Below are 26,316 nucleotides of genomic sequence, written 5' to 3' on the forward strand. Positions count from 1 at the left end.
CGATCGGACCGGTCGCGGAACGTGACAGTTCACGCTGTCGCACGCCTTCGGCGAATGGTGTTCTGTCCTGAATTCCGGAACACCAGGAGAGCGGTAAGGGCATAAAAGCAGGTGCGCGCGACCGGTGCGTGCATTCGGTGAATCGGCTGTGAATGCGTTCAGTGACCGGCCGCGGTCCGCCGGCGGCGCGGGACGGGAGACGACGGTGGGGAAGGTCACCGCCGCGCCGCCTCGCGCCGCGTGCGCTCAGCCGCCGGAACCGCTGCGCGGCTGCTTCGCCAGGCGGACGCCGGCGGCGAGCAGGGCGAGGCAGGCCGTGCCGGCGAAGAGATTGCCGTCGATGCCGAGGACCTTGCGGTTCGGTAGCGCCGCGAATTCCTCGTCGACGACCGCGGTACCGGGGAACAGGGTGGCGCCGTACATGCCCAGCCAAGGCGTGGACAGCAGCGCGGCGGCCACCCTGAGGTTGCGGTCGGGGTCACCCTTGTCCGACGTCAGGAGTTTCAGCCCGGTCCCGCCGAGGAGCCCGCACATGACGATGTACTGGGCGTTGTGGAATTTCGCGTGGGCAGGCCAGCGCGGATTGCGCTGGTGCTGGCGCGCGGTCGCGGGCACGAGGAAGTCCGCGGCGAGCGCGCCGCCGGTGGTCACCACGCCTGCCAGGCCGACGAGTACCCGGCCGGCGCGTGCGCGGCCGCGCCGGGAACCGATGCGTTGCGATACGTTTCCGATCATGATCGCCAGCAGAACACCTCGAGTCGGCTGGAGGTCAAGCCCTTCCCGGCGCGTGAGCCCACGCCCGTGCGGGTGAGGGCAGCCGGAGCCTGCGGCCGGCCTGATGCGGCGCGGCCGCGAGCACTGCGGCAACCTGCCTGGTCTGCCTGCCGAGGTGACGGTGCCGGGTTGCTGCACCGAGATAGCTCACCGAGCTACTGGGACCAGAGCGAACGCACGGCCTCGGGAAAACCGCCGACTGCTCGTGGACCGAACAGCGCGAGGTTGAACAGGAAGCCCGGCAGCAGCGAGAGGAGCACCTGGGCTTCGGCGGGCGTCCTGTGCCGCTCGCCGAGGTGACCGGCCAGGTCCTCGGTCATCCGGACGGTGGCCGCCTCGAGTCGTCCGGCCAGCCGCGGATCGCGCAGCGCCTCGGACCAGACCATGACCGCCATGGTGGCCAGGTCCCGGTCGCGATGCCGCTGTGTCACCGCTTCCAGCAGTTCCGCCAGCACCTCGCCGATTTCCCGTCCCGGCCGGGCCAGGGCGGTGCGCAGAACCGCGGCGACGTCGTCGAGGTTCTGCGTGGCGACGCCCGTGATCAAGTCCTCCTTCCTGGGGAAGTACCGGTAGACCGCGCCCGCCGATTTGCCCGCTTCGGTGAAGACGTCCTGCATCGACGTGCGGTGGAAGCCGTTGCGGACGAAGCAGCGGCGCGCGGCGTCCAGGATCGTGGCGCGCTGGTCGTCCTTGTACTGCTCGCTCACCCGGGGCATGCCGCCCTCCCTCCGCTTGACGTCCGGACCGCCGCAGCCTACTTTAACAAAAAGCGGATGTCCGTCCTCGTTTGGAGCTCGTCATGCCGATGACCGCCGTCCCGGCCGTCACCCTGACGCCGGTCGCGTTCTTCCCGCAGCAGTACTTCCCGGAGAACCTCGCCGTCCGCGAGGACGGATCGGTGCTGGTCACCGTGGTGCTGCAGAAGGAGCTGTGGCTGGTCGCCGAACAGGGGCCGGTGCTGATGCACCGCTTCGACCATCCGGTGACCGGGATCGCCGAGGTGGAGCCGGACGTCTTCGTGCTCAGCCTCACCGAGCCCTACAGCGGCCACGAAGCACAGCTGGTACGGCTGGACCTGAACGGCTGGGTGCCCGGCGGGCCGGTTGCCCCGGAGGTCGTGCTGACCTTCACCGACGACCGGGTCCGCGGGCTCAACGGGAGCTGCCTGCTCGGACGGGGCGTGCTCGCGATCGCGGACTGCTTCGCCGGCCTGATCTGGCGGGTGGATCTCGATGCGGACGAGGTGAGGGCGAGAGTCTGGCTGGCGCACGACACCATGGCCGACGATCCGGACAGCGGGGTCCCGCCACCTCGGCAGCCCGGGGTGAACGGAGTCCGCTACAGCGCCCGCACGGGATTCCTCTACTACACCTCGACAGCGCAGAAGGTGTTCATGCGGGTCCCGGTGGACCCCGCGACCCTGGACCCGGCCGGGCCCGCGGAGTTCGTCGCCGCGATCGACAACGCCGACGATTTCTGTCTCGACGAGGGCGCCGGTTTCGCCTACGTCACCCGGCACCGGGCCAACACACTCGACCGTGTGCCCCTCGTTCCCCGGCGCGGCAGCCAGGTCCGCCACCTCGCCGGGGACCCGTTCGACGCGACCATGACCGGCCCGTCCAGCGCCGCCTGGGGACGCGGTGCCGGCGAGCACGGGCGCGTGCTGTACGTGACCACGGACGGTGGAACCACCGCGCCGGTCGGCGGCGTCGTCCGGAATGCCGCACTGCTGCGCGTCGAACTACACCCGGCTGACTGAGCCCGGCCGAACCGCCGTCACGACCGTCCACTCTGTACAGACGGCGCGATCCTCACACGTACCCGGCGGCATCCATCGCCGCCGCCACGGTGCGGAACGCGGCGATGTTGGCGCCGGACACATAGTCGCCGGGCACGCCGTGCTCCTCGGCCGTGCTCAGGCAGGTGGTGTGGATGTCCGCCATGATTTCCTGCAGTTGCTGGTCGGTGCGGTCGAACGTCCAGCGGTCACGGGCCGCGTTCTGGCGCATCTCCAGCCCGGACACCGCCACGCCGCCCGCGTTGGCCGCCTTCCCCGGGCCGACCGCGACGCCGGCCTCGCGCAGGATCTGCAGCGCCCCGGGGGTACAGGGCATGTTGGCTCCCTCGGCGACCCCTCGGACGTCGTTCTTGACCAGCCGCAGCGCGGCCTGCTCGCCGAGCTCGTTCTGGGTGGCGCACGGCAGCGCGACCGCGGCGGGCACGTCCCAGGGAGATCCGCCGGGCACGTACCGGGCCGAGGGAACGTGGTTCACGTACTCGGCGAGCCGGCTGCGGCCGGCGACCTTCAGCTCGTGCAGGACATCGAGGTCGATACCGCGGGGGTCGTGCACGTAGCCGCCGGAGTCCGAGCAGACGACCGGGTTCGCGCCCAGCGCACGGAGTTTCGCGATGGCGTGGAAGGCGACGTTGCCGGACCCGGACACCACGGCGGTGCGGTCCTCGAGGCTTTCGCCGCGGGCGGCGAGCATCGCGTCCAGGAAGTACACGGTGCCGTAGCCGGTGGCCTCCGGCCGCGCCGGAATCCCGCCGAGCAGCGGGTCCTTCCCGGTGAGGGTGCCGGCCGCGTAGCGGTTGGTGAGCCGCTTGTACTGGCCGAAGAGGTACCCGATCTCGCGGGAGCCGACGCCGATGTCCCCGGCGGGCACGTCGGTCTCCGGCCCGATGTGCCGGTGCAGCTCGGTCATGAACGCCTGGCAGAACCGCATGATCTCGCCGTCGCTGCGGCCGGCCGGGTCGAAGTCGGACCCGCCCTTGCCGGCGCCGAGCCCGAGGCCGGTGAGCGCGTTCTTGAAGATCTGTTCGAAGGCAAGGAACTTGACTGTGCCGAGGGTCACGTCGCGGTGGAAGCGCAGCCCGCCCTTGTACGGACCGAGCGCCGAGCTGAACTCGACGCGGAAGCCGCGGTTGACCTGCACGCGTCCGGCGTCATCGGTCCAGACCACGCGGAACATCAGCTGGCGTTCCGGTTCGCACAGTCGTTCCAGCATCGCCGCCGCGGACAGCGCGGGATCCCGGTCCAGTGCGGGCCGGATCGCTTCGAGCACCTCGGCCACGGCCTGGTGGAATTCCGGTTCGGCCGGGTTCTTCGCGGCGATGTGCTCGTAGAGCGCGTGATCGTGGTCCATCTCCCGACGATAACGTGGCGTGCATTCGAGATCAGCCCCTGAGTGGCGGTTGCGACGGGGCCCCGGGGGCTCAGGCGTCCAGCACCACGTCCGAGGTCGGCACCGACTGGCAGGTGAGGCAGTGGTCCTCGGGCAGGTCGTCCGCAGGGGTGACGAGGTGTGCGACAGTGCCGCGCAGGAGCGCCACGGAACAGCTTTCGCACTGCCCGAGGCGGCAGCCGCTGGGCAGTGTGATTCCCGCCTCGTCGGCGAGCTGCAGCAAGGTGCCGTCGGTCTTCCGCCAGGTGAGGGCGCGCCCGGATCGGGCGAACCGGACATTCGCCGTGGCGTCGTCGCGGATCCGGACCGGCGCGGGCGCGGCGTGGAACTTCTCGGTGAAGATGTCGAACCGCGGGACCCCGCGCTCGACGAGCCCGGCGGTGACCTCGGTGAGCATGCTTTCCGGACCGCACAGGTAGAAACGCGCCCGCCGGCGGATCAATCCCTCGTCGATGCTGTCCGCGGAGACCCGGCTCGGGGTGCCGGCCTCCGGGCGGCTGTAGTGGTCGGCGACGCGCGCGTGTGGCAGGTGCCCGATCAGCTCGGCGATGCGCTCCCGGAAGGCCTGGCTCCGCGGGTGCCGGCTGCCGTAGTGGAGCACGACCTCCGGGGCGTCGAGCGGGGCCCGCGCCAGCGTTTCGAGGTGGCTGAGGAAAGGGGTGATGCCGATGCCGGCGGCCAGCAACACGATCGGCTGCGGATGCACGGCCGGGATCGCGAACAGGCCGGACGGCGGCCAGGCCAGCAGCCGGGTGCCCGGCCGGAGCCGATCGTGCGCGGCGGGGGAGAACCGCCCGCCCGCGACCCGCCGGACGGCGATCGAGTACGCCTCGCCCGGTCCGGCCGCGGCGCCGGTGAGCGAGTAGCTGCGGGTCACCTCGGGTTCGTCCGGCCAGGCGACGGTGAGGTGCTGGCCGGGGCGGAACGCGGGCAGCGCGCGGCCGTCCACCGGGCGCAGTCGCAGGGACAGGACGTCCGCGGTTTCGAGGCGGGCTTGGTCGACGACGAACTCCCGGCGCCCGGTCCACGGTCGCGTTTCGGCGGGCCGGATGTCGCAGGGGGTGCAGCGCAGCGGGCTGGAGCCGCTGACCGGATCGTGCGCGTCGGTGCCGATCAGCAGGTTGTAGTTGGTGCCCCCGTGGTCGAGCGGGTCGGCGCCCGGCAGCGCCAGGTCGGGCGCCGGCTGCCACCAGCCGTACTCCGCCACCACGACGTCCGGATGCAGCGCCGGATCGATCCTGGCCCGCATGCGTACGGCGCCCTGCGCGGTCGTGATGCGGGCCCACTGGCCGTCCTCGATGCCGCGATCGCGGGCGAGTTCGGCGGACAGTTCCACGACCGGCTCGGGGAACCGCTTGCGCAGCGAGGAAATCCCGCGGTGCTGGCTGTGGCAGAAGTAGCCGTTCTTCGCGCAGGTGAGCACGAGCGGCCGGCGCGGGTCCGCCGGTGGCGGATCGGCGGCAGGGACCGCGGGCTGCCCGTGCTCGGCAAGCCGTTCGGAATACAGCTCGACCCGCCCGGTCGGTGTGTCGAACCCGGTGACGGAACCGTCCTCGCGAACCTCCGAGTACTTGCGGTGGCGGTGCTCCAGTGGCAGATCGACCCCGCCGGGGTGCCGGCGGAGGTCGTCCGCGGTGAGGCCCAGCGGGGCGAGCTGGTGGTTCCATCCCCGCTCGATGCTGCCGCCGAAGAACTCCTCGCCGAGGCCGAGCCGGGTGGCGAGGTCGAAGACCACCTCGGTGTCCGAACGCGATTCGCCGACCGGCGCCACCATTCTCGGCCGCAGCTGGACGCGTTCCTGGGCGGCGAGCGTGATCTCGAACCCGGGCCGGAACGCCTCGTGCTCCCACGGGCTCTGTACTGGCAACAGCAGGTCGGCGAAGCGCGCGGTGGGGTTCTCGAACAAGTCGAGGTGAACGGCGAACTCCAGGCTGCGCAGTGCTTCCGCGGTCCGATGTGGATCGGGCTGCGAGAGCAGGAGGTTGCCGCCGAACGACACGAGCGCGCGCACCGGATAGGGGTCGCCGTCCACGGCCGCCCGGCAGAAGTCGCGCGCGGTGATCCAGCCCTGTGCCGGCGGGCCGAGCGGAAACCGTTTGAGCCCGAGGGCTTTGCCCCGTTGGCGCGGGTCGAGTTGGTCCGGTGAGGACACCGTGGCGATCGGCTGCTTCGGCAGCACGACGTTGCCACCCGGCGCGTCGAAACTGCCGGTGAGCGCGTAGAGCGTGGCCACTGCGCGTTCAGTCTGCGTGGCGTTGCCGTGCTGGCCGATGCCGGTCCAGGAAGCGTAGGAAACAGATTCCGCCGCGGCGAGATCCTCGGCGAGCGCCTCGATGGCGGCAGGTTCGACGGTGGTGAACGACGCGGTCCGGTCGAGGGGCCACGCCGCGCATGCCTTTTCGTAGTGCGCGAACGCGGGCACGCAGTCGACCGGTCCGGAGCGCGTGTGCACGCGCCGGAGGCCGTGCAGCGCGAACCTCTCCGGACGACGCGCGGCGCGGCTGGTGTCGTACGGCTCCGGCTGAGCGGAACGCTCGTCCCAGACCACGAAGCCGGATGCGCCGGATTCGATCTCGTGTGCGCGCAGGAAACGGCCGGTGTCCTGGCGCACCAGCAGGGGTGCGTTCGTCCAGGACCGGACGAACCGCTCGTCGTGCCCGCGGCGGGCGAGCAGCCGGCCGGCGAGGCCGAGCGCCAGCGCCCCGTCGGTACCGGGCCGCACCCGCAACCAGTGGTCGGCCTGGAGCGCGCTGGTGGACCGGCGGGGGTCGATCACCGCGAGCCGGGCCCCGCGGCCGCGGCCGGTGGCGAGCGCGGCGGACTGGGCGAGCCACGATTTCGCCGGGTTGTGTCCCCAGAGGACGGCCAGGCCGGTCGAGGCGTAGTCCGGACCGGGCAGCCCGCGGCCGAAGGTGAACGCGTGCGCGAAGTCCTTGTGCCAGTTGCAGATTTCCGTGGAGTAGAGGGTGTTCGGGCTGCCGAAGTGCCGGATGAACCGTTCGACCCAGTCGATGGCGTCGGACATCGGCGTGCCGCTCGGCGAAGTGACCGAGAATGCGACTGCCTCGGCGCCGTCGCGGGCCCGGATCTCGCCCAGCCTCGCGGCGATCTCGGTGAGCGCTTCGTCCCAGGTGATCTCGCGCCAGCCGGGGTCGGGATCGGACTTCGGCGTGGTCCGCCGCAGCGGCCGGGTGAGCCGCGCGGGGGAGTGCACGAGTTCCGGCGCGGCACGCCCCTTCGGGCACATCGCCGCCCCGGTCGGATGGCCGGGGTCCGGCCGGACGCCGCGGAGCCGGCCGTCCTCGACCGTGTAGACCGCGCCGCACCGGGAGCGGCACAACGTGCAGTACCCCCGCACTTCGGACATCCGTCACTCCTCGGCTAGCGGGCTACTACCGGCCGCCACGTTGCGTCGAGTCCGGCGCGGAAGTCAAGCCGCTTGTCCGGCGCGGAACGGCTTGCCGGCCGTTGACTGCGTGCGCCGCGGCCAGCTATTCTCGTTTTGCGGAAGAAAAATTCCACACTACGAAATTCAAGGTCAGCGATCCGAGGAGCCGAGGTATCCGATGACCGGTTTTTCCGGGGCGCGGCACGGGCTGCGCTACACCGCCAACCTGTCGATCCTGTTCACCGAACTCCCGCTGCTCGAGCGTGCCCGGGCCGCTCGGGCAGCGGGCTTCACCGCCGTCGAGTTCTGGTGGCCGTTCGACGACGCCGATCCGGGCACGGCCGAGGTGGACCGGTTCGTGCGGTCGATCGAGGAGGCCGGCGTGCAGCTCACCGGGCTCAACTTCTACGCGGGCGACATGGCAGGCGGAGAACGCGGCCTGGTGTCGTGGGTGGGCAGGGAGACGGAGTTCGCGGCGAGTCTCACCATCGGGCTGGCTGTCGCCGAGCGGCTCGGCTGCCGCAGCTTCAACGCGTTGTACGGCAACCGGGTCCCCGGTGTGCCACCGTCCGAACAGGACGAACTGGCGCGGGTCCAGCTGCGCACCGCCGCGGAGGCGGCCGCCGGGATCGGCGCGCAGCTGGTGCTCGAGCCGCTGTCCGGGACCCCGGACTACCCGCTCAAGACGGCGGCCGACGCGCTGGCCGTACTGGACGGGCTCGGGCTCGACAACGTGAAGCTGCTCGCCGATCTGTACCACCTGGCGGCGAACGGCGACGACCTGGACTCGGTGATCACCGGGCACACCTCGCGGATCGGGCACGTGCAGATCGCGGACGTGCCGGGCAGGCACCAGCCCGGCACCGGAACGCTGGATCTCGCCGGGCACCTGGAGAAGCTGGCCGCGGCCGGCTACGACGGGTACGTGGGCATCGAGTACCGGCCGGCGGGATCCACTGTGGACTCGCTGGCCTGGCTGCCGTTCGAGCAAAGGGGAAACTGATGAGCAGGATCGGCTTCATCGGCCTGGGCGTGATGGGCACGCCGATGGCCGCGCACCTGGCCGCTGCGGGACACGAGGTGCGCGGATTCGACCTGAACGCCGGCGCGCTGGCGAAGCTGGTGGCGGCGGGCGGCCGGGCGGCCGCGGCCGTGCCCGACGCGGTGTCCGGCGCCGAGGTGGTGATCACCATGTTGCCGGATCATCCGCAGGTCGAGCAGGTGGTGCTGGCCCCGGGCGGCGTCCTCGACCACGCCGGGCGCGGGACGTTGCTCGCGGACATGAGCACGATCCGGCCGGAGACGTCGATCGAGGTGGCGAAAGCCGGTGCGGACAAAGGGATCCGCGTGCTGGACGCACCGGTATCCGGCGGTCAGGCGGGGGCCGAGCAGGCCGCACTGTCCATCATGGCCGGTGGTGACGCGGCGGACTTCGCGGCCGTCAAACCCGTGTTCGACGTGCTGGGCACGACCGTCGTGCACGTCGGCCCGCACGGTGCGGGGCAGGTCGTGAAGGCGGCGAACCAGCTGGTGGTCGGCGGGATCTACGGCCTGGTCGCGGAGGCGATCGTGCTGCTGGAAGCGTCCGGTGTGGACGCGGGCACCGGGCTCGACGTCCTGGCGGGCGGGCTGGCCGGCAGCCGCGTCCTGGAGCTGAAACGGACGTCGATGGTGGCGCGGGAATTCCGTCCCGGTTTCCGGATCGACCTGCACCACAAGGACATGGGCATCGCGCTGGCCGCGGCCCGCCAGTCCGGGGTGGCGTTGCCGATGACCGGGCTGGTGGCGCAGCTCGTCGCGGCCGGGCGGGCGATGGGGTACGGCTCGCTCGACCATTCCGCACTGCTGAAGGTCATCGAAGAACTGTCCGGCCGATCGCCGCAGGAGGCATGACCATGGCCCGAGTCCCCGCGATGCAGGCAGTCGTCGACGTGCTGGCCGACGAGGGCGTGGACGTCGCCTTCGGCTGCCCGGGAGCGGCGATCCTGCCGCTGTATGAAGCCTTGCAGGGCAGCGACATCGAACACCTGGTGGTGCGTCACGAGGAGGGTGCCACGCACATGGCCGACGGCTGGGCTCGCACCACCGGCAACGTCGGTGTCGCGATCGGCACGTCCGGGCCGGCCGGCACGAACATGATCACCGGCCTCTACACCGCGCACGCCGACTCGATCCCGATCCTGTGCATCACCGGGCAGGCGGCGTCGGCGAAACTGCACCAGGAAGCGTTCCAGGCCGTCGACATCGTCGAGATCGCGAAGCCGGTCACGAAATGGGCGGTGCAGGTCAAGGAGGCCGCGCAGCTGCCGTGGATCTTCCGCGAGGCGTTCCGGGTGGCTCGCTCCGGCCGTCCCGGACCGGTCCTCATCGATCTGCCGATCGACGTGCAGAAGCAGGAGATCGAGTGGGACCGTTCGATCGACTCGCGGCTGCCGGTGAGCGCGGTCCATCCGGCGCCGGCGCGGGTGGAGCGGGCGCTGGACCTGTTGCTGGCCGCGGAACGCCCGCTGATCCTCGCCGGCGGCGGGGTGGTGCTGGGTGAGGCGAGCGGCCCGTTGCTCTCGGTGGCCGAGCGGCTCGGCGTGCCGGTCGGCGTCACCTTGATGGGCAAGGGAAGTTTCCCGGAGGACCACGAGCTGTTCGCGGGCATGGCCGGCATCCAGACGTCGCAGCGCTGGGCGAACGCGGCCTTCCTCGAATCGGACCTGGTGCTCGCGCTGGGCGCGCGGTTCGGCGACCGGCACACCGGCGACCTGACCGTCTACCGCGGCGACCGCAAGTTCGTCCACGTCGACATCGAGCCGACCCAGCTGGGCAAGGTGTTCGGTCCGGACCTGGGTGTGGTGTCGGGAACCCGCGAGTTCCTCGAGGCGCTGCTCGGTGCCCTGGACGGACGCGAGACGACCCGCGACCGCACCTGGGTGAAGCGGCTCTCGGACCTGAAGGCGCAGCTGCCGCGCCGCGAGGACTTCGACGACCGGCCGATCAAGGCACCGCGGGTGTTCAAGGAGCTCAACGAGTTCTACGGTCCGGAAACGTACTTCGTCACCGCGATCGGCCTGTACCAGATCTGGTCCGGCCAGTTCCAGCGCGCGCAGTTGCCGCGGCACTACCAGGTGTGCGGGCAGGCGGGTCCGCTGGGCTGGGAGATCCCGGCCGCGATCGGCGTGAAGAAGGCGCGCCCGGACGCCGAGGTGGTCGGTGTGGTGGGGGACTACTCGTTCCAGTTCCTGGTGGAGGAACTGGCCGTGGCCGCCCAGTACGACGTGGGTTTCGTGCTGGTGATGCTCAACAACGAGTACCTGGGCCTGATCCGCCAGTCCGAACTCGGCTACGCGATGAACTACCAGGTCGACATCCACTACGACGACCACGGCACGGACAACGTCAAGATCATGGAGGCCTACGGCTGTTCCGGCACCAGGGTGGCCGACCCGGCGCAGATCCGCTCGTCCCTGGAATGGGCCCGCAAGGAGGCCGAACGCACCCGCCGCCCGGTCCTAGTGGAGATCATGATCGAACGCGAGGCCAATGCCGCCATGGGCACCGCCCTTGACACGGTCCGGGAGTTCGAAGCCGCGGGCTGATCCCGCGTCCGCCCTCGGCTCAGCCCGGCGCGGTCTGCGCGGGGCTGAGCCGAGAGGCGTGAGCGCCGTGGAAGTGCGTGAGGCAGCCCGTGCGCCGGCGGGGCTCATCTCGGCGTCGGATCCCCGTCCATGAGCGTCCGGATGTCGTCGGTGAAGCCTGCCGTGTCGGTGAGGTCGAAGGCCACTCGCTGCAGCAGGAATCCGTGCAGCAGGCCCATCACCACCCGCGCTCCGCGCTCCGGCTCCACGGTGCGGGCGACCGCTCCCGCCGCCTGGCCGCGGCGCAGCGCGTCGGCGATGCCGCGGCGCACGGACTCGAAGCCCTCAGCGGCCCGGGCCCGTACGGCATCGTTCCGCAGCAGCTCGGACCATGTTTGCACCGCGCAGCGCAACAATTCCTCGACCGGTACCGAATTTCCCGCGGCATCGGTGACGGTCTCGACGCTGAGTGTTTCGAGTGCCGCCGTCACCAGATCTGCGACTGAGGCGGCGCGGGCGCGGGCGGCCAGCCGCTCGACCGGCTCGAAGATCAGCCGGAACGCATCTCCGGCGATGGCGAGGATGATCTCCTCCTTGCTCGCGAAGTAGCGGTAGGGGGCCCCGGCCGAGACGCCGGCTTCGGCGGCGATGTCGGGCATGGAGGTCTGGTGGAACCCGTCGCGCGAGAAGCAGCGCCGCGCCGCCCCCACGATCTCCGCGCGCTTGGCCTCGCGGCGCTCGGGCGTGATCCGTGGCATGCCCACCTCCACCGTGAATGAACATTTACCTTGACTGGCCGACCCTGCGGGGTCCACTCTAATGGTGAATGGTTATTCACGGAAGTGAGGAGTCGTCATGGCCGCGAAGCTGAGGATCGCCACCTACGCCTACGAGCACACCGAGGCGCTGCTCGCCGGTCGCGTCGCCCTGGACGGGGTGGACCCGACTTTCGAGTCGGCGCCGCTCGTGTCGGACATCTTCCGGCGCATGGTCGAGGGGCACTACGACGTCGCCGAGTACGGCATGACCTATTTCCTGCGGACGTTCGACCTCCAGGACTCGCCGTTCCTCGCGCTGCCCATCTTCCCGAACCGCAACTTCCGGCATTCGGCGGTCTTCGTGAACACCGCGGCGGGAATCGAGGCGCCACCGGACCTCGCGGGCAAGACCATCGGCGAGTTCGCGATGTTCGGGCACGATCCGGGGGTGTGGATCAAGGGCATCTTCGCCGACGAGTACGGGCTGACTCCCGAGCAGTCCCGCTGGGTGATCGGCGGCACCGACCACCCGATTCCCTCGTTCGACTGGGTTCCGCAACCGGTACCGGACGGCGTGGACGTGCGGCACACGAGCGGCGACGAGACCCTGGGAACGATGCTCGAGTCCGGCGAGATCGACGCGCTGATCTCAGTGGACGTCCCGCAGGCCCTGCTGAACGGCTCGGCGAAGATCGCCCGGCTCTTCCCCGGCTACGAGACCGTGGAACGCGATTACTACCGGCGCACCGGAATCTTCCCGCACATGCACATCGTCGCGGTCCGGCGGGAGCTCGCGACGCGGGCGGGTCTGATGCGGTCGATCTACCGCGCCTTCTGCGAAGCCAAGGAGATCACCCAGCGGAAGTACAGTGAAGGTGCGCTGAAACAGCACATGGGCACCATCACCCCGTGGTTCAGCAAGCACTTCGAAGAGAACAGGGAGTTGTTCGGCGAGGACTGGTGGCCTTACGGCGTCGGCGCGAACCGCAAGGCGGTCGACACCTTTCTGCGGTACCACTACGAACAGGGTCTCTCGAAGCGGCTGCTCACCAGCGACGACATCTTCGTCCCCGAGCTCCTCGACACCTGAACCCGCCGAGCAGCAGTGCATGAGGTTCTTACTTGGCCGCCCTGGGTTGGCTGGGGGCGGAAGCGCGGAGTCCGTCCATCAGGAGGTCCAGCAGGCGAGCCGCCATCGCTTCGTGCTCGGGCGAGCCGGCCACGGTGAAGATGCCGATGAGCGCGGCAGCGATGTCTGAGGCGGGGACGTCGGCGCGCAGTTTCCCGGTCGTACGGCCGGCTTCGAGGATTTCGTCGATCGCCGCGAGCAGCTCGGTACGCGTGTGGGCATGGGCGATCTCGCCCGATTCGACCATCGCGAGCAGCGTGTCGAGCATCCCGTTCTTGGTCGCGATCCAGGCCCCGAACAGGTCCATCCAGCGTCGCAGCGCGGCGGGCGGGTCGAGCTCGGCGAGGAGTGCACGGGCACCGGTGGTGAGTCGCGAGACCTGGTCCTGGTAGACCGCGTCGACCAGCGACTCGCGGGTGGGGAAGTGCCGGTAGAGCGTGGCGATGCCGACCCCGGCCGCCTGCGCGATCGCACGCATCGACGGCTCGGCCCCGGTCTCGGCCGAAACGAACAAGCGGGTGGCCACGGCCAGCAGCTGCCGGCGGTTGCGGGTCGCGTCCGCCCGCGGTTTACGGCTGTCTGTGTCAGTCAAAACGGATCGCGCTCCACTTGTGTTAGAGTGAGTCACCTAAACGAAGCGTAGTCCGTTTGAGGACCTTCACAGGAGACAGGTGAGCATGGAGGAACCGAGCGTCAGCACGTCGGCGACCACGAGCCGGGCGGTGCGGTTCGAGTCGTTCGGCGGGCCGGAGGCCCTGCGCGTCCGCGAGGTAGCGGTGCCGGAGGTCGGTCCTGGGCAGATCCGGGTGCGGGTCACCGCAGCCGGTCTGAATCCGATGGACTGGTTCATGACCTCGGATGCGGAGACCGCCGCGCGGTTCGGCCTGAGCCTGCCGTGCGGGTTCGGCACCGACTATGCCGGGGTCGTGGATCAGGTCGATGACGGCGTGAGCGAGTTCGCGGTCGGTGATCGGGTGTTCGGTGGTGCCATGTCCCGCGCGGTCGCCGACTACGTCGTCGTGGACGAGGCGGGGACCATTGCGGTGGGCGGTGAGGCGCACCGCACCCCGGACGGCGTTGAGGACCGCACCGCTGCCACCTTTGCCATCGCGGGGTGCACGGCGGCCGCGGCTCTCGCCGTGGTCAAGGTGGGCGCGGGGGACACGGTGCTCATCGGCGGCGCGGGAGGTGGGGTGGGCGTGTTCGCCGTCCAGCTCGCGCGCCTCGCGGGCGCGCGGGTGATCGGCACGGGGTCGGCGACCTCGGCCGATGCCTTGCGCGCGCTGGGCGCCGAGCCGGTCGCCTATGGCGACGGTCTGGTCGATCGGGTCCGCGCGCTGACCCCCGGCGGTGTCTCTGCGGTCATGGATTTGCACGGGACGGACACCGTGCTGGCGGCACGCGAACTCGGCGTGCCGGACGAGCGCATCACCACCATCGCCGGCCAGGTCGACGGGATCACGTCGGCGAACGGCGCCAACGCACCGCGGGACGCGGTCGAGGAGATCGCCGGCCTGGTCGCGGCGGGCCGGCTCCGGGTGCCGATCGCGGCGAGCTTCCCGATCGAGCAGATCCGCGCCGCGGTCGAACGGCAGGCCGGGCGGCACGTGCACGGCAAGGTCGTCATCGACCTGTAGGAAAGGTCGGCCCGTACCTGGTGCGAGCGTCAGAGGCAGGGCGGCTGGTAGCCGTCGATGCGCAGACCCTGGAACTCGAGGGTGTTCGGGGTCTTGCCGACGAAAACCAGGCCGCGTGCCTCGGTCAGCGCGGAGGCGAAGGAATACGGCGGTGCGCCCAGTTCGGGCAGTGACGTCCACGCGGCGGGATCGAACGGGAAGAATTTCCGCACGAGTTTCCCGCCGGTCGACGGAATCGGCGTGAGCCATTTGTCGCCGCCGCTCCAGTGCGACGCGGGCCGCAGCTGGACGTAGAAGTCGTCGGTCGCGCGGTAGGTCAGCCAGAAGCCGGCAGAGCCGGTGAGATCGGTCTGGGCGTCGAACCGATTGCCGAGCCACACGACGGCGACATGCCATTCGTCCTTCTGGAACACGACCTTGGCCGCGTAACCGGTGCCGTCCGCGTCCGGGACGAGAAGGCTCCCGGTGGGCGGGACGGTGGTGCCCTCGCCGCTGACCAGCCACTGCTGCAGCCGATCGACCGAGGGCGTGGCGCATTCACCGTGACCTACGCCGGCTCCGGCGGGCGCCGCCTGTGCCGCCGGCGCGAACACCGCGGCCAGCAGAATCGCGGAGAACGCAACGAAAGCCCTGACAGTGACCGCTGCTCGGCGGGGTACGCGCATTCACGGGAAGCTACCACGGCGCGGCCCCGGCGGTCAGCGTCTTCCGTCGGTGGAACGCCTCGGCCAGGTCGGAAAGGCGGTAGTGCGGCGCTTTGCGGGGGAGTTCATCCGGCCGCGATCCGGCTCGCGGAAATCCGTTGTGCGATCAGCTGTTCACGGCAGCGGCAGGCTGTCCCAAGGTGACCTGCTCGAGGGAGCCGAGGACGAAGACGAAGCTGACGATGCCGATCAGCAGGATGATCCCGGCGATGATGAACGCGGTCGCGAAGGCGCCGCTGGCATCGACGGTGAACCCGGTGATCAATGGCGCGGTGATGGCCCCGATCTGCCCGATGCAGTTCATGATCGAACCGACCGTGCCGACGGTGCCGCGCGGCGCGATGAGGGACGGGATGCTCCAGCACACCGGGGAGACGGCGGCGAGCCCGCCCATCGCGATGGTGATCCACAGGACGGCGAAGCCGGGGGAGTGGGTGAACGCCGCGCCGACGACGGTGAGGCCGAAGAGCATGCTGACCACCAGCACGGTCTTGCGGACCTTCGTCGGGTCGTACCCCTTCTTGATCAGCCGATCGACCAGCCAGCCCGCGACGACGAGGTCGGTGATCGTCGCGACGATCCACGGGATGACCGCGTACGCGCCGCCCTTGAGCACGCTCATGTGCATCTCGCGTTCCAGATAGCCCGGAATCCAGGTCAGGAACAGGTAGAAGGAGTAGTTGTAGGCGGCGAAACCGATGGACAGCCCCCAGATCCTGCGCTGGCGAAGGAACATCCCGACCCCGGCGACGATCGGCTGGGCGGATTCGCCGGGCTGCTGGGCGCCGCCGTCGACGATGTAGTCGTACTCCTGCTTCGAAAGCGATCGCTTCTGCTGAGGATCGCGGTACCACAACCAGAACGCCGCCGCGTAGAGCAGGCTCAGGATCGCCGTCGTGAGGAATCCCGCCTGCCAGCCCCATATCGCGGTGGCGCCCGCGACGAGCGGGAGGGCGATGACGTTGGACAGTTTCGCGGCGACTTCGTAGGACGCCGACGCCAGCCCGCGTTCGCGCACCGGGAACCAGTAGCCGACCGCCTTCGACGCGGCGACGAGCGACGGAGCTTCGGCCGCGCCGAGGAGGAGACGGGCGAACAGGATCAGTCCCATACCGCTCACCAGCGCGGTCAATGCCGTGGCGACGAACCAGATGAGGGTCGCGACGCGCTGCATCCACCGGACGCCGATCCGGTCGAGCAGTGCGCCCATCGGGATCTGGAAGAGCAGGTACGACCAGCCGAACGACGACAGCAGGATCCCGAACTGACTCGCCGAGAGACCGAGGTCCTGGGACATCGGCCCCTCGACGACGGAGAGATTGCTGCGGTCGAAGTAGTTGATCAGGATTCCCACGCCGATCAACACGGCGATGCCCCAACGCATGTTCTTGCCGACGGGGCGCCGTGAGGACGGTGCGGAAACGGGCTGTTCCGGCGACTCTGTCATTCCATGTCCGTTCCACGGTGGTGCGCTCGGCGCGGATGGATACGTATGCAATCGGCGTGTAGGCTAGCTGCATGCGTATCCATTGGCAATGCCCCGCCCGGTTTCGGCCCACCGGGGCAGGTCACGTGCGTGCCGGAGCTGTCGTTGTCTCGCCGTAGCGGAGGCGGCAGGTCGCCGACGAGTCGCGACATCGCACGGGAACTCGACGTCTCGCAGTCCACCGTCTCCCGGGCGCTGAACGGGGGATCGGTGGCCGAGGCGACCAGGGCCCGTGTCATCGAGGCCGCCGCCAGGCGTGGATACGTCGTCAACGCCGCAGCGCGCGAGCTCGTGACGAAGAAGAGCGGTCTCGTCGGCGTGGTCGTCGCCGACATCACCAACCCGTTCTATCCGGAGCTGGTCGAAGCGATCGGCGCGCGACTCGCGGAGGCAGGCAAGACGATGCTGCTGGCCACGATCGGCGTGACTGACGACGAGGTCGCTCGTGTCCGGCTGCTGTTGGAACATCGCGTCGACGGCATCATCTTCACCTCCACCCAGGTCGACTCGACGGCCATCCCGCGGCTGGCGAGCGACGATTTCCCGCTGGTGCTGGTCAATCGCGAGGTCGACGGGGTCGAGGCCGACGCCATCGTCGGTGACAACGTGGCAGGCGCGACCGCGGCCGCCGAGTATCTGCTGGGGCTGGGACATCGGCGGATCGCCCTGATCACCGGTGATGCGAGGACCAGCACCAGCCGGGATCGCGAGGCCGCGTTCGTGCGGTCGCTCGAGGGGGCCGGTGTCCGGCTGGCGCACCGCGTCGAGGCCGGGTTCGACCAGCGGGCCGCGTTCTCGGCGGCACTCGAGCTGCTCGGCGGCACGCGTCCTCCGACCGCGGTCATGTGCGTGAACGACCTGATCGCGTTCGGCGTGCTGAACGCCGCCCGGCGTCTCGGTATCGACGTGCCCGGCGGTCTTTCGGTCGTCGGGTTCGACGACATCCCGATGGCGTCGTGGGATGCCATCGGCCTGACCACCGTCCGGCAGCCCATCAGCCGGATGGCGGAGGAGGCCGTCGCAGTGCTGGAACGGCGAGTGGCCGACGACGGCAGCGAGTTCGAGCGGCACCTGCTCCCGTGCGAGCTCGTCGTTCGCTCCACGACCGGCGTTCCGGGTACGACGAAGGGAAAAGTGTGAGCGTCACGTTCAAAGAACGCATCGCCCGTCACGAGGAGCTCGTCGGCGCGCTGGTGCGGCTTCCGTCGGAGTTGCTGATCGACCTCGCGGGCTTCGCCGAGCTGGATTTCGTGCTCATCGACCTCGAGCACGGCCCCGGCGACACCATTCCGCTGCAGGCACACCTGGCTCAGGCACATTCACAGGGCCTCGCGACGTTGGTGCGGATCGACCCCTCCGAGCCGCAGAACGTGCTGCGGGCACTCGATCTCGGCGCGACCGGCATCATTTTCCCGCACGTTTCGACGGTCGAGCAGGCCCAGCACGCGGTACGGCTCGCGCACTATCCGCCGCTCGGCGCGAGGGGCTTCGCGACCTACTCGCGCGCGGGTCGTTACGGGCAGGCGAGCACCTCCGAGCACTTGGCGAACATGGCGGAAAGAACCTGTGTGTTCGTGATGATCGAGGACACCGAGGGCGTCGCGTCCGCGGCCGGAATCATGGCGGTGGAAGGCGTCGACGGCGTGATGGTCGGCCCTGCCGACCTCGGCGTGTCGATGGGCGGTAGGCCCGCGGATGACCCGGAAGTCCGGTCGCTGCTGCGCCAGGTGCACGCGGTGAGCAAAGCGCAGGGCAAAGCGGTGCTCTCGATCGTGGGCAACCGTGCTGCCGCGCGCTCGGCGTTCGCGGACGGCTCGGAACTGGTCGTCTACAACACCCAGCAGGTCATGATGCAGGCGTTCCTGGACCTCGCCGACGTGAAATCGGGCCGCGGGACGAACGTTAACCGCGCGTGACGACCGAGCACCACGGCGGGCAGGACCGGCGAGCAGGTTGACCGGCCCGGATCAGCGTCAGGCCCGGCGCCGGGTCCCGCGGCATCACTGGACGGTCATGGCGATGCTCGCGCACGCGTTCCTCACCGCGCTCGAAGGACGCCGCTCGAAGGACGGCGCTCGAAGGACGGCGCTCGAAGGACCGCGTCGTCCGGCTGCATCTCCCTTGACCTGCAACGAACCCAACACCTGCATGCCACGCTCGTCATGACACCGCCCAGGCAGATCACGCACCAGCCATATTGATCAGCCGACGCCAACACCGAGCCCGACAGGTTCACCCCCGGCGACGATCCGCCCGAGCCATGACCACAATTTGCGGCTGGAGTACCAGGAGCGACGCGGTGTTGCGGTACCTGGTCGTGTTGGTGATGCATTCCTGGGTGGATTCCCGGACAAGTGCCGAGCGCGTGGTGCCCGATGACGGGAAATGGCGTCAGAATGGTGGTGCGTCGCCCGCGGTGACGGGGGCTCCGGTCATCCAGCCGTCGCCGGGTGGGGTGGATGCGTCGGGACCGGTGCGGGTTGTTTTGCTGATTTTGGCCGTGGCATAGCGCAGTGACGGGCCGACCTCGTCCACGTCCAGTTCGACGACTGTGCGTTTCTCGCCTTCCTTGGTCTCGAAAGAACGTTGTTTCAGGCGGCCCTTGGCCCAGACTCGTGTCCCCCGGGTGAGGCTTTCGGCTACGTTCTCGGCCATCTGACGCCAGCAGGTGCAGCGCAGGAACAGGGCATCGCCGTCCTTCCACTCGCCCGAGGCCTTGTCGAGAGTGCGTGGCGTGGACGCGATCGTGAAGTTCGCGACCGCCGCGCCGGTCGGTGTGAAACGCAGCTCGGGGTCGGACGTGAGATTTCCGGTGATGTCGATGAGAGTTTCACCAGCCATCATGATCCTCCTTACGGAAAAGGGCGAAGCCAGGGGCATCCGGCCGGAGCCGGTGGATATCGGCGCGCCGGGGAAAAGGAGGAAGGACGGCCGACCCGGGCTCCTCGCGATTCGTGAGCGATCCGGGTTCGACCTTACCGGCGGAAGAGCGAGTGACCAGTCAGCGGTGAAATCTGTGGACAGTCGGAGTGGTTGTGGACAACTTGGTCCGGACGAGGCCGTCGCTGATGGTGGAGTGGTAAGTCCACTGCGGATTTCGTGGCGGACGGCAGCCTGCAGGCGGCGATCCGCCGATTGCCGACCACGGCACCCGGTAGGGTGCAGAACGTGGCGGCCGGCCCCGAGATGGGGAGCCGGCCGCCGCGCGATCGGGATCCGGCGTCAGAGCCGGTCCGTCGGAAGGTCAGGCGCCGAGTTTCGCCTGGCGGCGGCGGGAGACCAACCACCAGCCGCCCGCGAGGACGACGACGATGACCGGGATCGAGTAGAACGCGATCTTCTCGGCACCGTCCGAGAAGCCCATCAAGACGATCACCAGGACGAGGAATCCGAGCGTGGCCCAGTTGGTGTAGGGCGCGCCGGGCATCCGGTAGCTCGGGCGTTCCAGTTCGCCGCGGAGAGCGGCCTGCCGCATGCGCATCTGCGAGAGGATCAGGGTGGCCCAGGTGGCGACCACGCCGAGGGACGCGACCGCCGTGGCGATGTCGAACGCCTCCGAGGGCACGATGTAGTTCAGCACCACGCCGAGCACGTAGGCGACCGAGGTGAACAGGATCCCGCCGAAGGGCACGTGCCGGCTGTTCATCCTGCCGACGAACTTCGGGGCCTCGCCCTTGTCCGCGAGGGCGCGCAGGATCCGGCCGGTCGAGTACAGGCCCGAGTTGCACGACGACAGCGCCGCGGTGAGCACGACCGCGTTCATCACGTCGCCGATACCGCCGATCCCGAGCCGGGAGAAGACCGTCACGAACGGGCTTTCGTCGCCGTTGTAGAACGGCCACGGCAGCAGCATCGCCAGCAGCAGCACGGAACCGACGTAGAAGACACCGATCCGCCACACCACGCCGTTGATGGCCTTGGGCAGCACCTTGCGGGCGTCCTTCGTCTCGCCGGCCGCGATGCCGACGACCTCGATCGCCGAGTACGCGAAGACCACGGCCTGCAGCGTCATCAGCGCGATTCCGACGCCTGCCGGGAAGAACCCGCCGTGGTTGGTGAGGTTCTGCACGCCGGCCTTCTCGCCGCCGATGTTCGCGCCGGTCAGCACCAGCCCGACCGCGGTCACCAGGAACACGACGATCGCGAGCACCTTGACCACGGAGAACCAGAATTCGAGCTCGCCGAAGAGCTTGACGCTCAACAGGTTCACCGTCATGAGCACGCCGAGCGCGACCAGTGCGGTGATCCACTGCGGAACGTCGGGCAGCCACTTGTGCACGTAGATCGCGACCGCGGTGATCTCCGCGATCCCGGTCATGGCCCAGTTCAGCCAGTACATCCAGCCGGACACGAAACCGGCCCACGGTCCGATGAACTTGCGGGCGTAGGTCACGAAACTGCCGGAGCTGGGCTGGTGCAGCACCAGTTCGCCGAGCGCGCGCATCACGAAGTAGGCGGCGATGCCGCACAACGCGTACGAGAGCACGAGCGACGGGCCGGCCGTGTGGAGCTTTCCCCCGGCGCCGAGGAAGAGCCCGACCCCGATCGCCCCGCCGATCGCGATCATCTGCACCTGGCGGTTGCCCAGTGCTTTGGTGTAGTTGTCACCCTTCTCGGTGACGACTGTGGAATCCATGGTTGCGGGACGTTACTGGTCCCGTGAATCAGTGACCAAGCGCACCTAGGAAAACTTAAGGTGTGCGGGAGATCACGACAGTCGAGCCGCGCGAACCGCCCATTTCGGATTGACACCACGATCGCCTGTTCGGTGCGGACGGAACGGTCTGCGGGAGGTATCTTCAGGAACCTTTTCGTGGCCGGAGGGGAACAGCTCCCGGTGCGGCCCGGTACAGCTGCGGGTGCGGCCCGCGGTCGACGGGGCCTGCGAAGTGGTGCCGCGCCGGTCGGCGCGCGCTGTCACCGGAACGAGTAAATCTACTGTGGACAGAGGTGGGCTACGGTGGACGAGCCGGGAGCACCGGCGCGGGCGGGAGGAGTGCCGGATGACGGCCACGGCCGAGGTCGCCGGGGACCAGCCCCTGGGGGCCGCGCTGCCGAAGCGGAAGATCAACGCGGTGTTCGGCGCGGTTCTGCTGGGCATGCTGCTGGCCGCGCTGGACCAGACGATCGTCGGCACCGCCCTGCCCACCATCGTCGGCGATCTCGGGGGCGCCGGGCATCTCTCCTGGGTGATCACCGCCTACCTGCTGGCCGAGACGATCATGACGGTGGTCATCGGCAAGCTCGGCGACCTGTTCGGCCGGAAGCTGATGTTCCAGCTGTCGGTGGTGGTCTTCGGCATCGGCTCGTTCTTCTGCGGGTTCGCCGACAGCATGACCTGGCTGATCATCTGGCGTGCGGTGCAGGGGCTGGGTGGCGGCGGCCTGATGGTCACCTCCACCGCGCTGATCGCGGACGTGGTGCCGCTGCGCGAACGCGGGAAGTACCAGGGCGCGCTCGGTTCGGTGTTCGGGGTGGTCACCGTCGCCGGGCCGATGCTCGGCGGGCTGTTCGTGGACCACCTGTCCTGGCGATGGGCGTTCTACGTGAACCTCCCGCTGGTCGTGGTCGTGCTGATCGTCGCGGCCGCCGCGATGCCCAGCGTGCGGGCGAGGGCGAAGCCGGTCATCGACTACCTCGGCATCCTGCTGATCGGCCTCGCGGCGACCGGGCTCACGCTCGTGACGAGCTGGGGCGGCACCACCTACCCGTGGGGTTCGCCGACGATCATCGGCATGGCCGCGGGCTCGGTGGTGCTGCTGGCCGCCTTCGTGGTCGTGGAGCTGCGCGCGAAGGAGCCGATGCTGCCGATGCGGCTGTTCCGGAACCCGGTGTTCACCGTCAGCGGCATCATGAGCTTCGTCGTCGGTTTCGCGATGCTCGGCGCGCTGTCCTACCTGCCGACCTACATGCAGTACGTGCAGGGCACCTCGGCCACCACCTCCGGCGTCCGGCTGCTGCCGATGGTGCTGGCGCTGCTGTTCGCTTCGATCCTGTCCGGCAACCTGGTCAGCCGCACCGGCCGGTACAAGATCTTCCCGCTGGTGGGCACGGCGTTGATGACGCTCGGGCTCTACCTGCTGTCCCGGCTGGGGGCGGACACCGGATTCTGGGAGGCATCGGGCTACATGGCGGTGCTGGGCCTCGGCATCGGGCTCAGCATGCAGGTGCTGGTCATCGCGGTGCAGAACACCGCGGAGTACCGCGATCTCGGCGTCGCCACGTCCGGGGCGACCTTCCTGCGCTCGATCGGCAGCTCCTTCGGCGCGGCGATCTTCGGCACGATCTACGCCAACCAGCTCGGCCCGAACCTCGCCCGTGCGGCGGCCGAGCATCCGTTGCCGCCGGGGCTCGACCCGCACGTCGTACAGGTCCCGGCAGCACTGCACCAGCTGCCGCGGGCGGTCTCGGACCCGGTGATCGAGGCCTACAGCGATGCGCTGCACGTGGTCTTCCTCTACGCCGCGCCGGTGGGGCTGCTGGCGTTCGTGCTCGCCTGCTTCCTCAAGGAGGTCCCGCTGCGGGACACCTCGCGGGCGGCCGCGCCGGACCTCGGCGACGGGTTCGCCATGCCGGAAGCCCGCGAGCACGACCGGCAGCTCGAACGGGCCATCGCGACGCTGTTCTTCCGCGAGCGGCGCAAGGCGGCGCCGGCCATCGCCGCCCGCGCCGGATCGGACCTCGACCGCGGTGGTCTGTGGTGCCTCGTGCAGGTCCACCTGCGGGAGCGCACGGACCGGCCGGCCACGCTCACCGCCATCGGCGCGCACTACGCCTTGCCGCCCGAGGTGCTGGAACCGGCGTTCGCGCGGCTGGAGCTGACCGGGCACCTGACGTATCGCCGCGGAACGTTCGCGCTCACCGAGAGCGGCCGTGCGGAGACCGCGAAACTCGTGCACGCGTGGCGGAACTGGATCGCCGAACGGCTCGGTGACTGGGGTGGCGCGGACCGCGCCGGACTGGACGCCGCGATCACCCGTGTGGCGACCCGAATCCTCGACGAGAGCGAGGATCCCGCACGGTCCGGGCGGCACGCGCTCGTCTGAGAACCACCTCGCCACGACAGGCCGTTGACCGCCACACACCTCGCACCCCCTATCGTGCCGGGACTGTGTCGGTGGAGGAGTCGAGGACGGCGAGCAGCGCCGAGGCGGATCGCCGTGGCGCAGACCGTGCGGATCGTGCCGTACGGTCGATTTCCGTGCGTACCGGATGGCTGCCCTGGGCAGCGGCCCTGCTGGGGCTGCTGTCGTTCCTGCTGGTGCGGGAAAGCCTGACCGACGACGGGTACATCACGCTTGCCTACGCGAAGAACCTTGCCGTGCACGGAGAGTGGGCGCTCGTGCCGGGCAGCGTCGCGAACTCCGCGACGTCGCCACTCGACGTACTGCTGCTGGGCCTGCTCACCTTCGCGACGCGGATCAGCGGTTCCGCACATCCGGTGTTCGCGCTCGGGGTGCTCACCGCGCTCACGAGCGGGGCGCTCGGCTGGGCGTGGCTGCGGTTGACGCACCGGTTCCGGCTGGCGCCGTGGGTTGCGCTGCTCGGCGTGGTGCTCGTGGTGGCGAACCCGTTCCTGCTTTCCGCCACCGGGCTCGAAGTCCTGCTGGTACCGGCCATTTTGTTGTGGCTGGTGGTGTTCGCCGCCGAGGGGCGGCCGGTGCTGTTCGGGGTGGCCGCCGCACTGGCCGTGCTGACCCGGCTCGACCTAGTCGTGTTCGTCGCGGTCATCGGGTTCGCCACGGCGGGGATTCGGCGGCACTTCTGGCGTGCGTTCGCGACGGGGATCGCGGTGGCCGCGCCCTGGTTTCTGGTCAGCTGGTTCGCACTCGGTTCGTTCGTCCCGGACACGCTGGTGATCAAGCAGGCCCAGAGCGATCTGTTCGGCAAGTGGGGCTACTTCACCGGGCCGATGATGTATTTCCTCATCCAGCCGGTCGCGGTGGTCTTCACGTTCGCGGCGGCGCTGGCCGGGGTCGTGCTCCTGATCGCGTGGGCGGGCGTCCGCTTCGCCCGCCGCTGGGACGGTTTCCCGGCACTGGCACCGGTGGCCGGGCTCGGCGCGGGCGGGGTGCTGTACTACCTGGTGTACTCGATGCTCGGGGTCGGGCCCTACCACTGGTACTACGTGACGCCGGTGGTCGGCATCGGGATGTTCGCCGTGCTGGTGGCCGGTGTCTGGCTCACGGAGGCGACCGAGCGTCCGGCGCCGCACCGGGGTGCGCCACTGGCCGCACTGGGTGTCGTCGGGGTGGTCGTCGCGGGCGCGGTGGGGGTGGACCTCGCCCAGGGCGTGCCGTGGCGTTCGCCGGTCGTCTTCGGCAACTGGGCGAGTTCGACCGACTACGCCAGGGTGGGGCGTGAGCTGGGCGCCCGGCTGGACGGGAAGTCGGTGGCCGGTCCGGGTGAGATCGGCACGCTGGCCTACTTCTGCGACTGCCGGATCCTCGACGTGTTCTCCGACCGCAGCCAGGTCGCGCCCCTCGTGCAGCGGCGGATCGCCGGCGCCTCGGGGGTCAAGTCGTTCGCGTTGCGGCTGAACTACCGCTGGTTCGACCGGACCCAGCCCAAGCGACGTCCGGACTACCGGCTGCTCTACGGCGAGGGCCCGGCTACCGGACCCGACTCGTGGACCGTCACCTCGGCGGCCAAGGGCGTCGGGCACTTCACCCTGCTCCCGGAAGGCTGAGGCCCGCGCGAAGGGCGGTTTGCGGCTACCGTCGGGACATGGCCAAGGACTCGGCGGTCGAGCTCGAAGTGGGCGGACGGACGGTCCGGATCTCCCATCCGGATCGGGTGTACTTCCCGGCGCGCGGCGAGACGAAGCTGGACCTCGTGCGCTACTACCTGTCGGTGGGCGAGGGGATCGTGCGGGCGCTACGGGAGCGGCCGTGCATGCTGCACCGGTTCCCGTCCGGTGTGGCGGGGGAGAAGGTGCACCAGAAGCGGGTGCCGAACGGCGCGCCACCGTGGCTGGAGACGGTACGGGTGCACTTCCCGCGGTACGGGCGGCACGCCGACGAGCTGTGCGTGACCGAGGCGGCGCACGTCGCGTGGGCGGTGCAGATGTCCACAGTGGAGTTCCATCCGTGGAATTCACGACGAGCGGACACCGAACGTCCGGACGAATGGCGGATAGACCTCGATCCGATGCCGGACTGCCCGTTCTCCACGGTGCGCCGGGTCGCGCACGTCGCGCACGAGGTCCTCGACGAGCTGGGCTTCGCCGGCTGGCCGAAGACCTCGGGTGGCAGTGGGCTGCACATCTACGTGCGCATCGAACCGCGATGGGGCTTCTCCGACGTGCGCCGCGCGGCGCTGGCCTTCGCCCGTGAGGTGGAGCGGCGGGCGCCGGACGAGGTGACCACCGCCTGGTGGCGCAAGGACCGCGACCCCGCGAAACTGTTCGTGGACTACAACCAGAACGCTCGCGACCACACCATCGCCAGCGCGTACTCGGTGCGTGGCGTACCGGAGGGGACGGTGTCCACCCCGCTGCGCTGGGACGAGATCGACGACGTCGACCCCCGGGACTGCACCATCGCGACGGTTCCGGCGCGGTTCGCCGAACTCGGCGATCTGCACGCCGGGATCGACGACGCGGCCTTCTCGCTGGAACCACTGCTCGAGTGGGCCGACCGCGACGGGCTGGAGGAAGCCGGAGACGACTGATCCCGGCCGTCGCGCGG

At 69.7% G+C, this 26,316-nt stretch carries 21 protein-coding genes; 11 read left to right on the plus strand and 10 right to left on the minus strand.

Going from position 1 to position 26,316, the window contains the following annotated elements:
- Positions 1-246: 246 nt before the first annotated feature.
- Both BJY18_RS04585 and BJY18_RS04590 read right to left on the minus strand, forming a co-directional pair.
- Positions 247-735, minus strand: coding sequence for a hypothetical protein (locus BJY18_RS04585; protein ID WP_184777936.1), 489 nt, complete (start codon positions 733-735; stop codon positions 247-249).
- A gap of 194 nt (positions 736-929) precedes the next feature.
- Positions 930-1,490, minus strand: a complete 561-nt coding sequence (locus BJY18_RS04590; RefSeq protein WP_184777938.1) for a TetR/AcrR family transcriptional regulator — start codon at positions 1,488-1,490, stop codon at positions 930-932.
- Between the two features lie 83 nt (positions 1,491-1,573).
- On the opposite strand from BJY18_RS04590, the gene BJY18_RS04595 reads away from it, so the two are divergent.
- A complete protein-coding gene (locus tag BJY18_RS04595; RefSeq protein WP_184777940.1) occupies positions 1,574-2,533 on the plus strand; it encodes an SMP-30/gluconolactonase/LRE family protein in 960 nt (319 codons plus the stop codon).
- A gap of 52 nt (positions 2,534-2,585) precedes the next feature.
- Here BJY18_RS04595 and gdhA read toward each other — a convergent pair whose 3' ends face one another.
- Together gdhA and BJY18_RS04605 are read right to left on the minus strand one after the other, a co-directional pair.
- Positions 2,586-3,920 (minus strand): NADP-specific glutamate dehydrogenase, encoded by a 1,335-nt coding sequence (gene gdhA / locus BJY18_RS04600; RefSeq protein WP_184777942.1) that lies wholly within the window; start codon positions 3,918-3,920, stop codon positions 2,586-2,588.
- A gap of 70 nt (positions 3,921-3,990) precedes the next feature.
- Positions 3,991-7,326: a molybdopterin-dependent oxidoreductase gene (locus tag BJY18_RS04605; protein WP_184777944.1), complete on the minus strand. Its 3,336-nt coding sequence runs from the start codon at positions 7,324-7,326 to the stop codon at positions 3,991-3,993.
- 199 nt (positions 7,327-7,525) lie between these two features.
- Between BJY18_RS04605 and BJY18_RS04610 the strand changes: the two genes are divergently transcribed.
- The 3 genes from BJY18_RS04610 to gcl are packed head-to-tail and all read left to right on the plus strand — an operon-like array spanning position 7,526 to position 10,934.
- Entirely contained in the window at positions 7,526-8,350 is an 825-nt protein-coding gene (locus BJY18_RS04610; protein WP_184777946.1) for a hydroxypyruvate isomerase family protein, read from the plus strand.
- Positions 8,350-9,240, plus strand: a complete 891-nt coding sequence (locus BJY18_RS04615; protein ID WP_184777948.1) for a 2-hydroxy-3-oxopropionate reductase — start codon at positions 8,350-8,352, stop codon at positions 9,238-9,240. The genes BJY18_RS04610 and BJY18_RS04615 overlap by 1 nt, the downstream gene beginning before the upstream one ends.
- Positions 9,241-9,242: 2 nt before the next feature.
- Positions 9,243-10,934, plus strand: coding sequence for a glyoxylate carboligase (gcl, locus tag BJY18_RS04620; protein WP_184777950.1), 1,692 nt, complete (start codon positions 9,243-9,245; stop codon positions 10,932-10,934).
- Positions 10,935-11,038: 104 nt separating this feature from the next.
- Here the strand turns inward: gcl and BJY18_RS04625 are convergent, their stop codons facing one another.
- Complete coding sequence (locus BJY18_RS04625) at positions 11,039-11,671, minus strand: TetR/AcrR family transcriptional regulator (protein ID WP_184777952.1); 633 nt, start codon at positions 11,669-11,671, stop codon at positions 11,039-11,041.
- A gap of 97 nt (positions 11,672-11,768) precedes the next feature.
- On the opposite strand from BJY18_RS04625, the gene BJY18_RS04630 reads away from it, so the two are divergent.
- Positions 11,769-12,761 carry a substrate-binding domain-containing protein gene (locus BJY18_RS04630; RefSeq protein ID WP_184777954.1) on the plus strand — a complete coding sequence of 331 codons (993 nt, stop codon included), beginning with the start codon at positions 11,769-11,771 and terminating at the stop codon, positions 12,759-12,761.
- A 28-nt stretch (positions 12,762-12,789) separates the two neighbouring features.
- On the opposite strand, the gene BJY18_RS04635 is transcribed toward BJY18_RS04630, so the two are convergent.
- Positions 12,790-13,392 carry a TetR/AcrR family transcriptional regulator gene (locus tag BJY18_RS04635; protein ID WP_184777956.1) on the minus strand — a complete coding sequence of 201 codons (603 nt, stop codon included), beginning with the start codon at positions 13,390-13,392 and terminating at the stop codon, positions 12,790-12,792.
- 85 nt (positions 13,393-13,477) lie between these two features.
- On the opposite strand from BJY18_RS04635, the gene BJY18_RS04640 reads away from it, so the two are divergent.
- On the plus strand, positions 13,478-14,437 hold the full coding sequence (locus BJY18_RS04640; RefSeq protein ID WP_184784417.1) for an NADP-dependent oxidoreductase: 960 nt from the start codon (positions 13,478-13,480) through the stop codon (positions 14,435-14,437).
- Positions 14,438-14,466: 29 nt separating this feature from the next.
- Here BJY18_RS04640 and BJY18_RS04645 read toward each other — a convergent pair whose 3' ends face one another.
- Together BJY18_RS04645 and BJY18_RS04650 are read right to left on the minus strand one after the other, a co-directional pair.
- Positions 14,467-15,102, minus strand: a complete 636-nt coding sequence (locus BJY18_RS04645) for a hypothetical protein (protein WP_184777957.1) — start codon at positions 15,100-15,102, stop codon at positions 14,467-14,469.
- Between the two features lie 145 nt (positions 15,103-15,247).
- Positions 15,248-16,588: an MFS transporter gene (locus tag BJY18_RS04650; protein ID WP_221457557.1), complete on the minus strand. Its 1,341-nt coding sequence runs from the start codon at positions 16,586-16,588 to the stop codon at positions 15,248-15,250.
- A gap of 129 nt (positions 16,589-16,717) precedes the next feature.
- Between BJY18_RS04650 and BJY18_RS04655 the strand changes: the two genes are divergently transcribed.
- Positions 16,718-17,767 carry a LacI family DNA-binding transcriptional regulator gene (locus BJY18_RS04655; RefSeq protein ID WP_184777959.1) on the plus strand — a complete coding sequence of 350 codons (1,050 nt, stop codon included), beginning with the start codon at positions 16,718-16,720 and terminating at the stop codon, positions 17,765-17,767.
- Entirely contained in the window at positions 17,764-18,543 is a 780-nt protein-coding gene (locus BJY18_RS04660) for an HpcH/HpaI aldolase family protein (RefSeq protein WP_184777961.1), read from the plus strand. Before BJY18_RS04655 ends, BJY18_RS04660 begins: the two co-directional genes overlap by 4 nt.
- 475 nt (positions 18,544-19,018) lie before the next feature.
- On the opposite strand, the gene BJY18_RS04665 is transcribed toward BJY18_RS04660, so the two are convergent.
- Positions 19,019-19,468: a single-stranded DNA-binding protein gene (locus tag BJY18_RS04665; RefSeq protein WP_184784419.1), complete on the minus strand. Its 450-nt coding sequence runs from the start codon at positions 19,466-19,468 to the stop codon at positions 19,019-19,021.
- A 403-nt stretch (positions 19,469-19,871) separates the two neighbouring features.
- Positions 19,872-21,263, minus strand: a complete 1,392-nt coding sequence (locus BJY18_RS04670) for an amino acid permease (RefSeq protein ID WP_184777963.1) — start codon at positions 21,261-21,263, stop codon at positions 19,872-19,874.
- A gap of 367 nt (positions 21,264-21,630) precedes the next feature.
- Between BJY18_RS04670 and BJY18_RS04675 the strand changes: the two genes are divergently transcribed.
- From BJY18_RS04675 to ligD, 3 genes are all read left to right on the plus strand, one after another.
- The gene (locus BJY18_RS04675; RefSeq protein WP_184777965.1) at positions 21,631-23,673 is read left to right on the plus strand and encodes an MDR family MFS transporter; all 2,043 of its coding nucleotides are present in this window, start codon (positions 21,631-21,633) and stop codon (positions 23,671-23,673) included.
- 155 nt (positions 23,674-23,828) lie between these two features.
- Positions 23,829-25,316, plus strand: a complete 1,488-nt coding sequence (locus tag BJY18_RS04680; protein ID WP_312873741.1) for a hypothetical protein — start codon at positions 23,829-23,831, stop codon at positions 25,314-25,316.
- A gap of 38 nt (positions 25,317-25,354) precedes the next feature.
- Complete coding sequence (gene ligD, locus BJY18_RS04685) at positions 25,355-26,299, plus strand: non-homologous end-joining DNA ligase (RefSeq protein WP_184777967.1); 945 nt, start codon at positions 25,355-25,357, stop codon at positions 26,297-26,299.
- The last annotated feature ends 17 nt before the right edge of the window (positions 26,300-26,316 follow it).

The organism is Amycolatopsis jiangsuensis (assembly GCF_014204865.1).
GTDB classification, from domain to species: Bacteria; Actinomycetota; Actinomycetes; order Mycobacteriales; family Pseudonocardiaceae; genus Amycolatopsis; species Amycolatopsis jiangsuensis.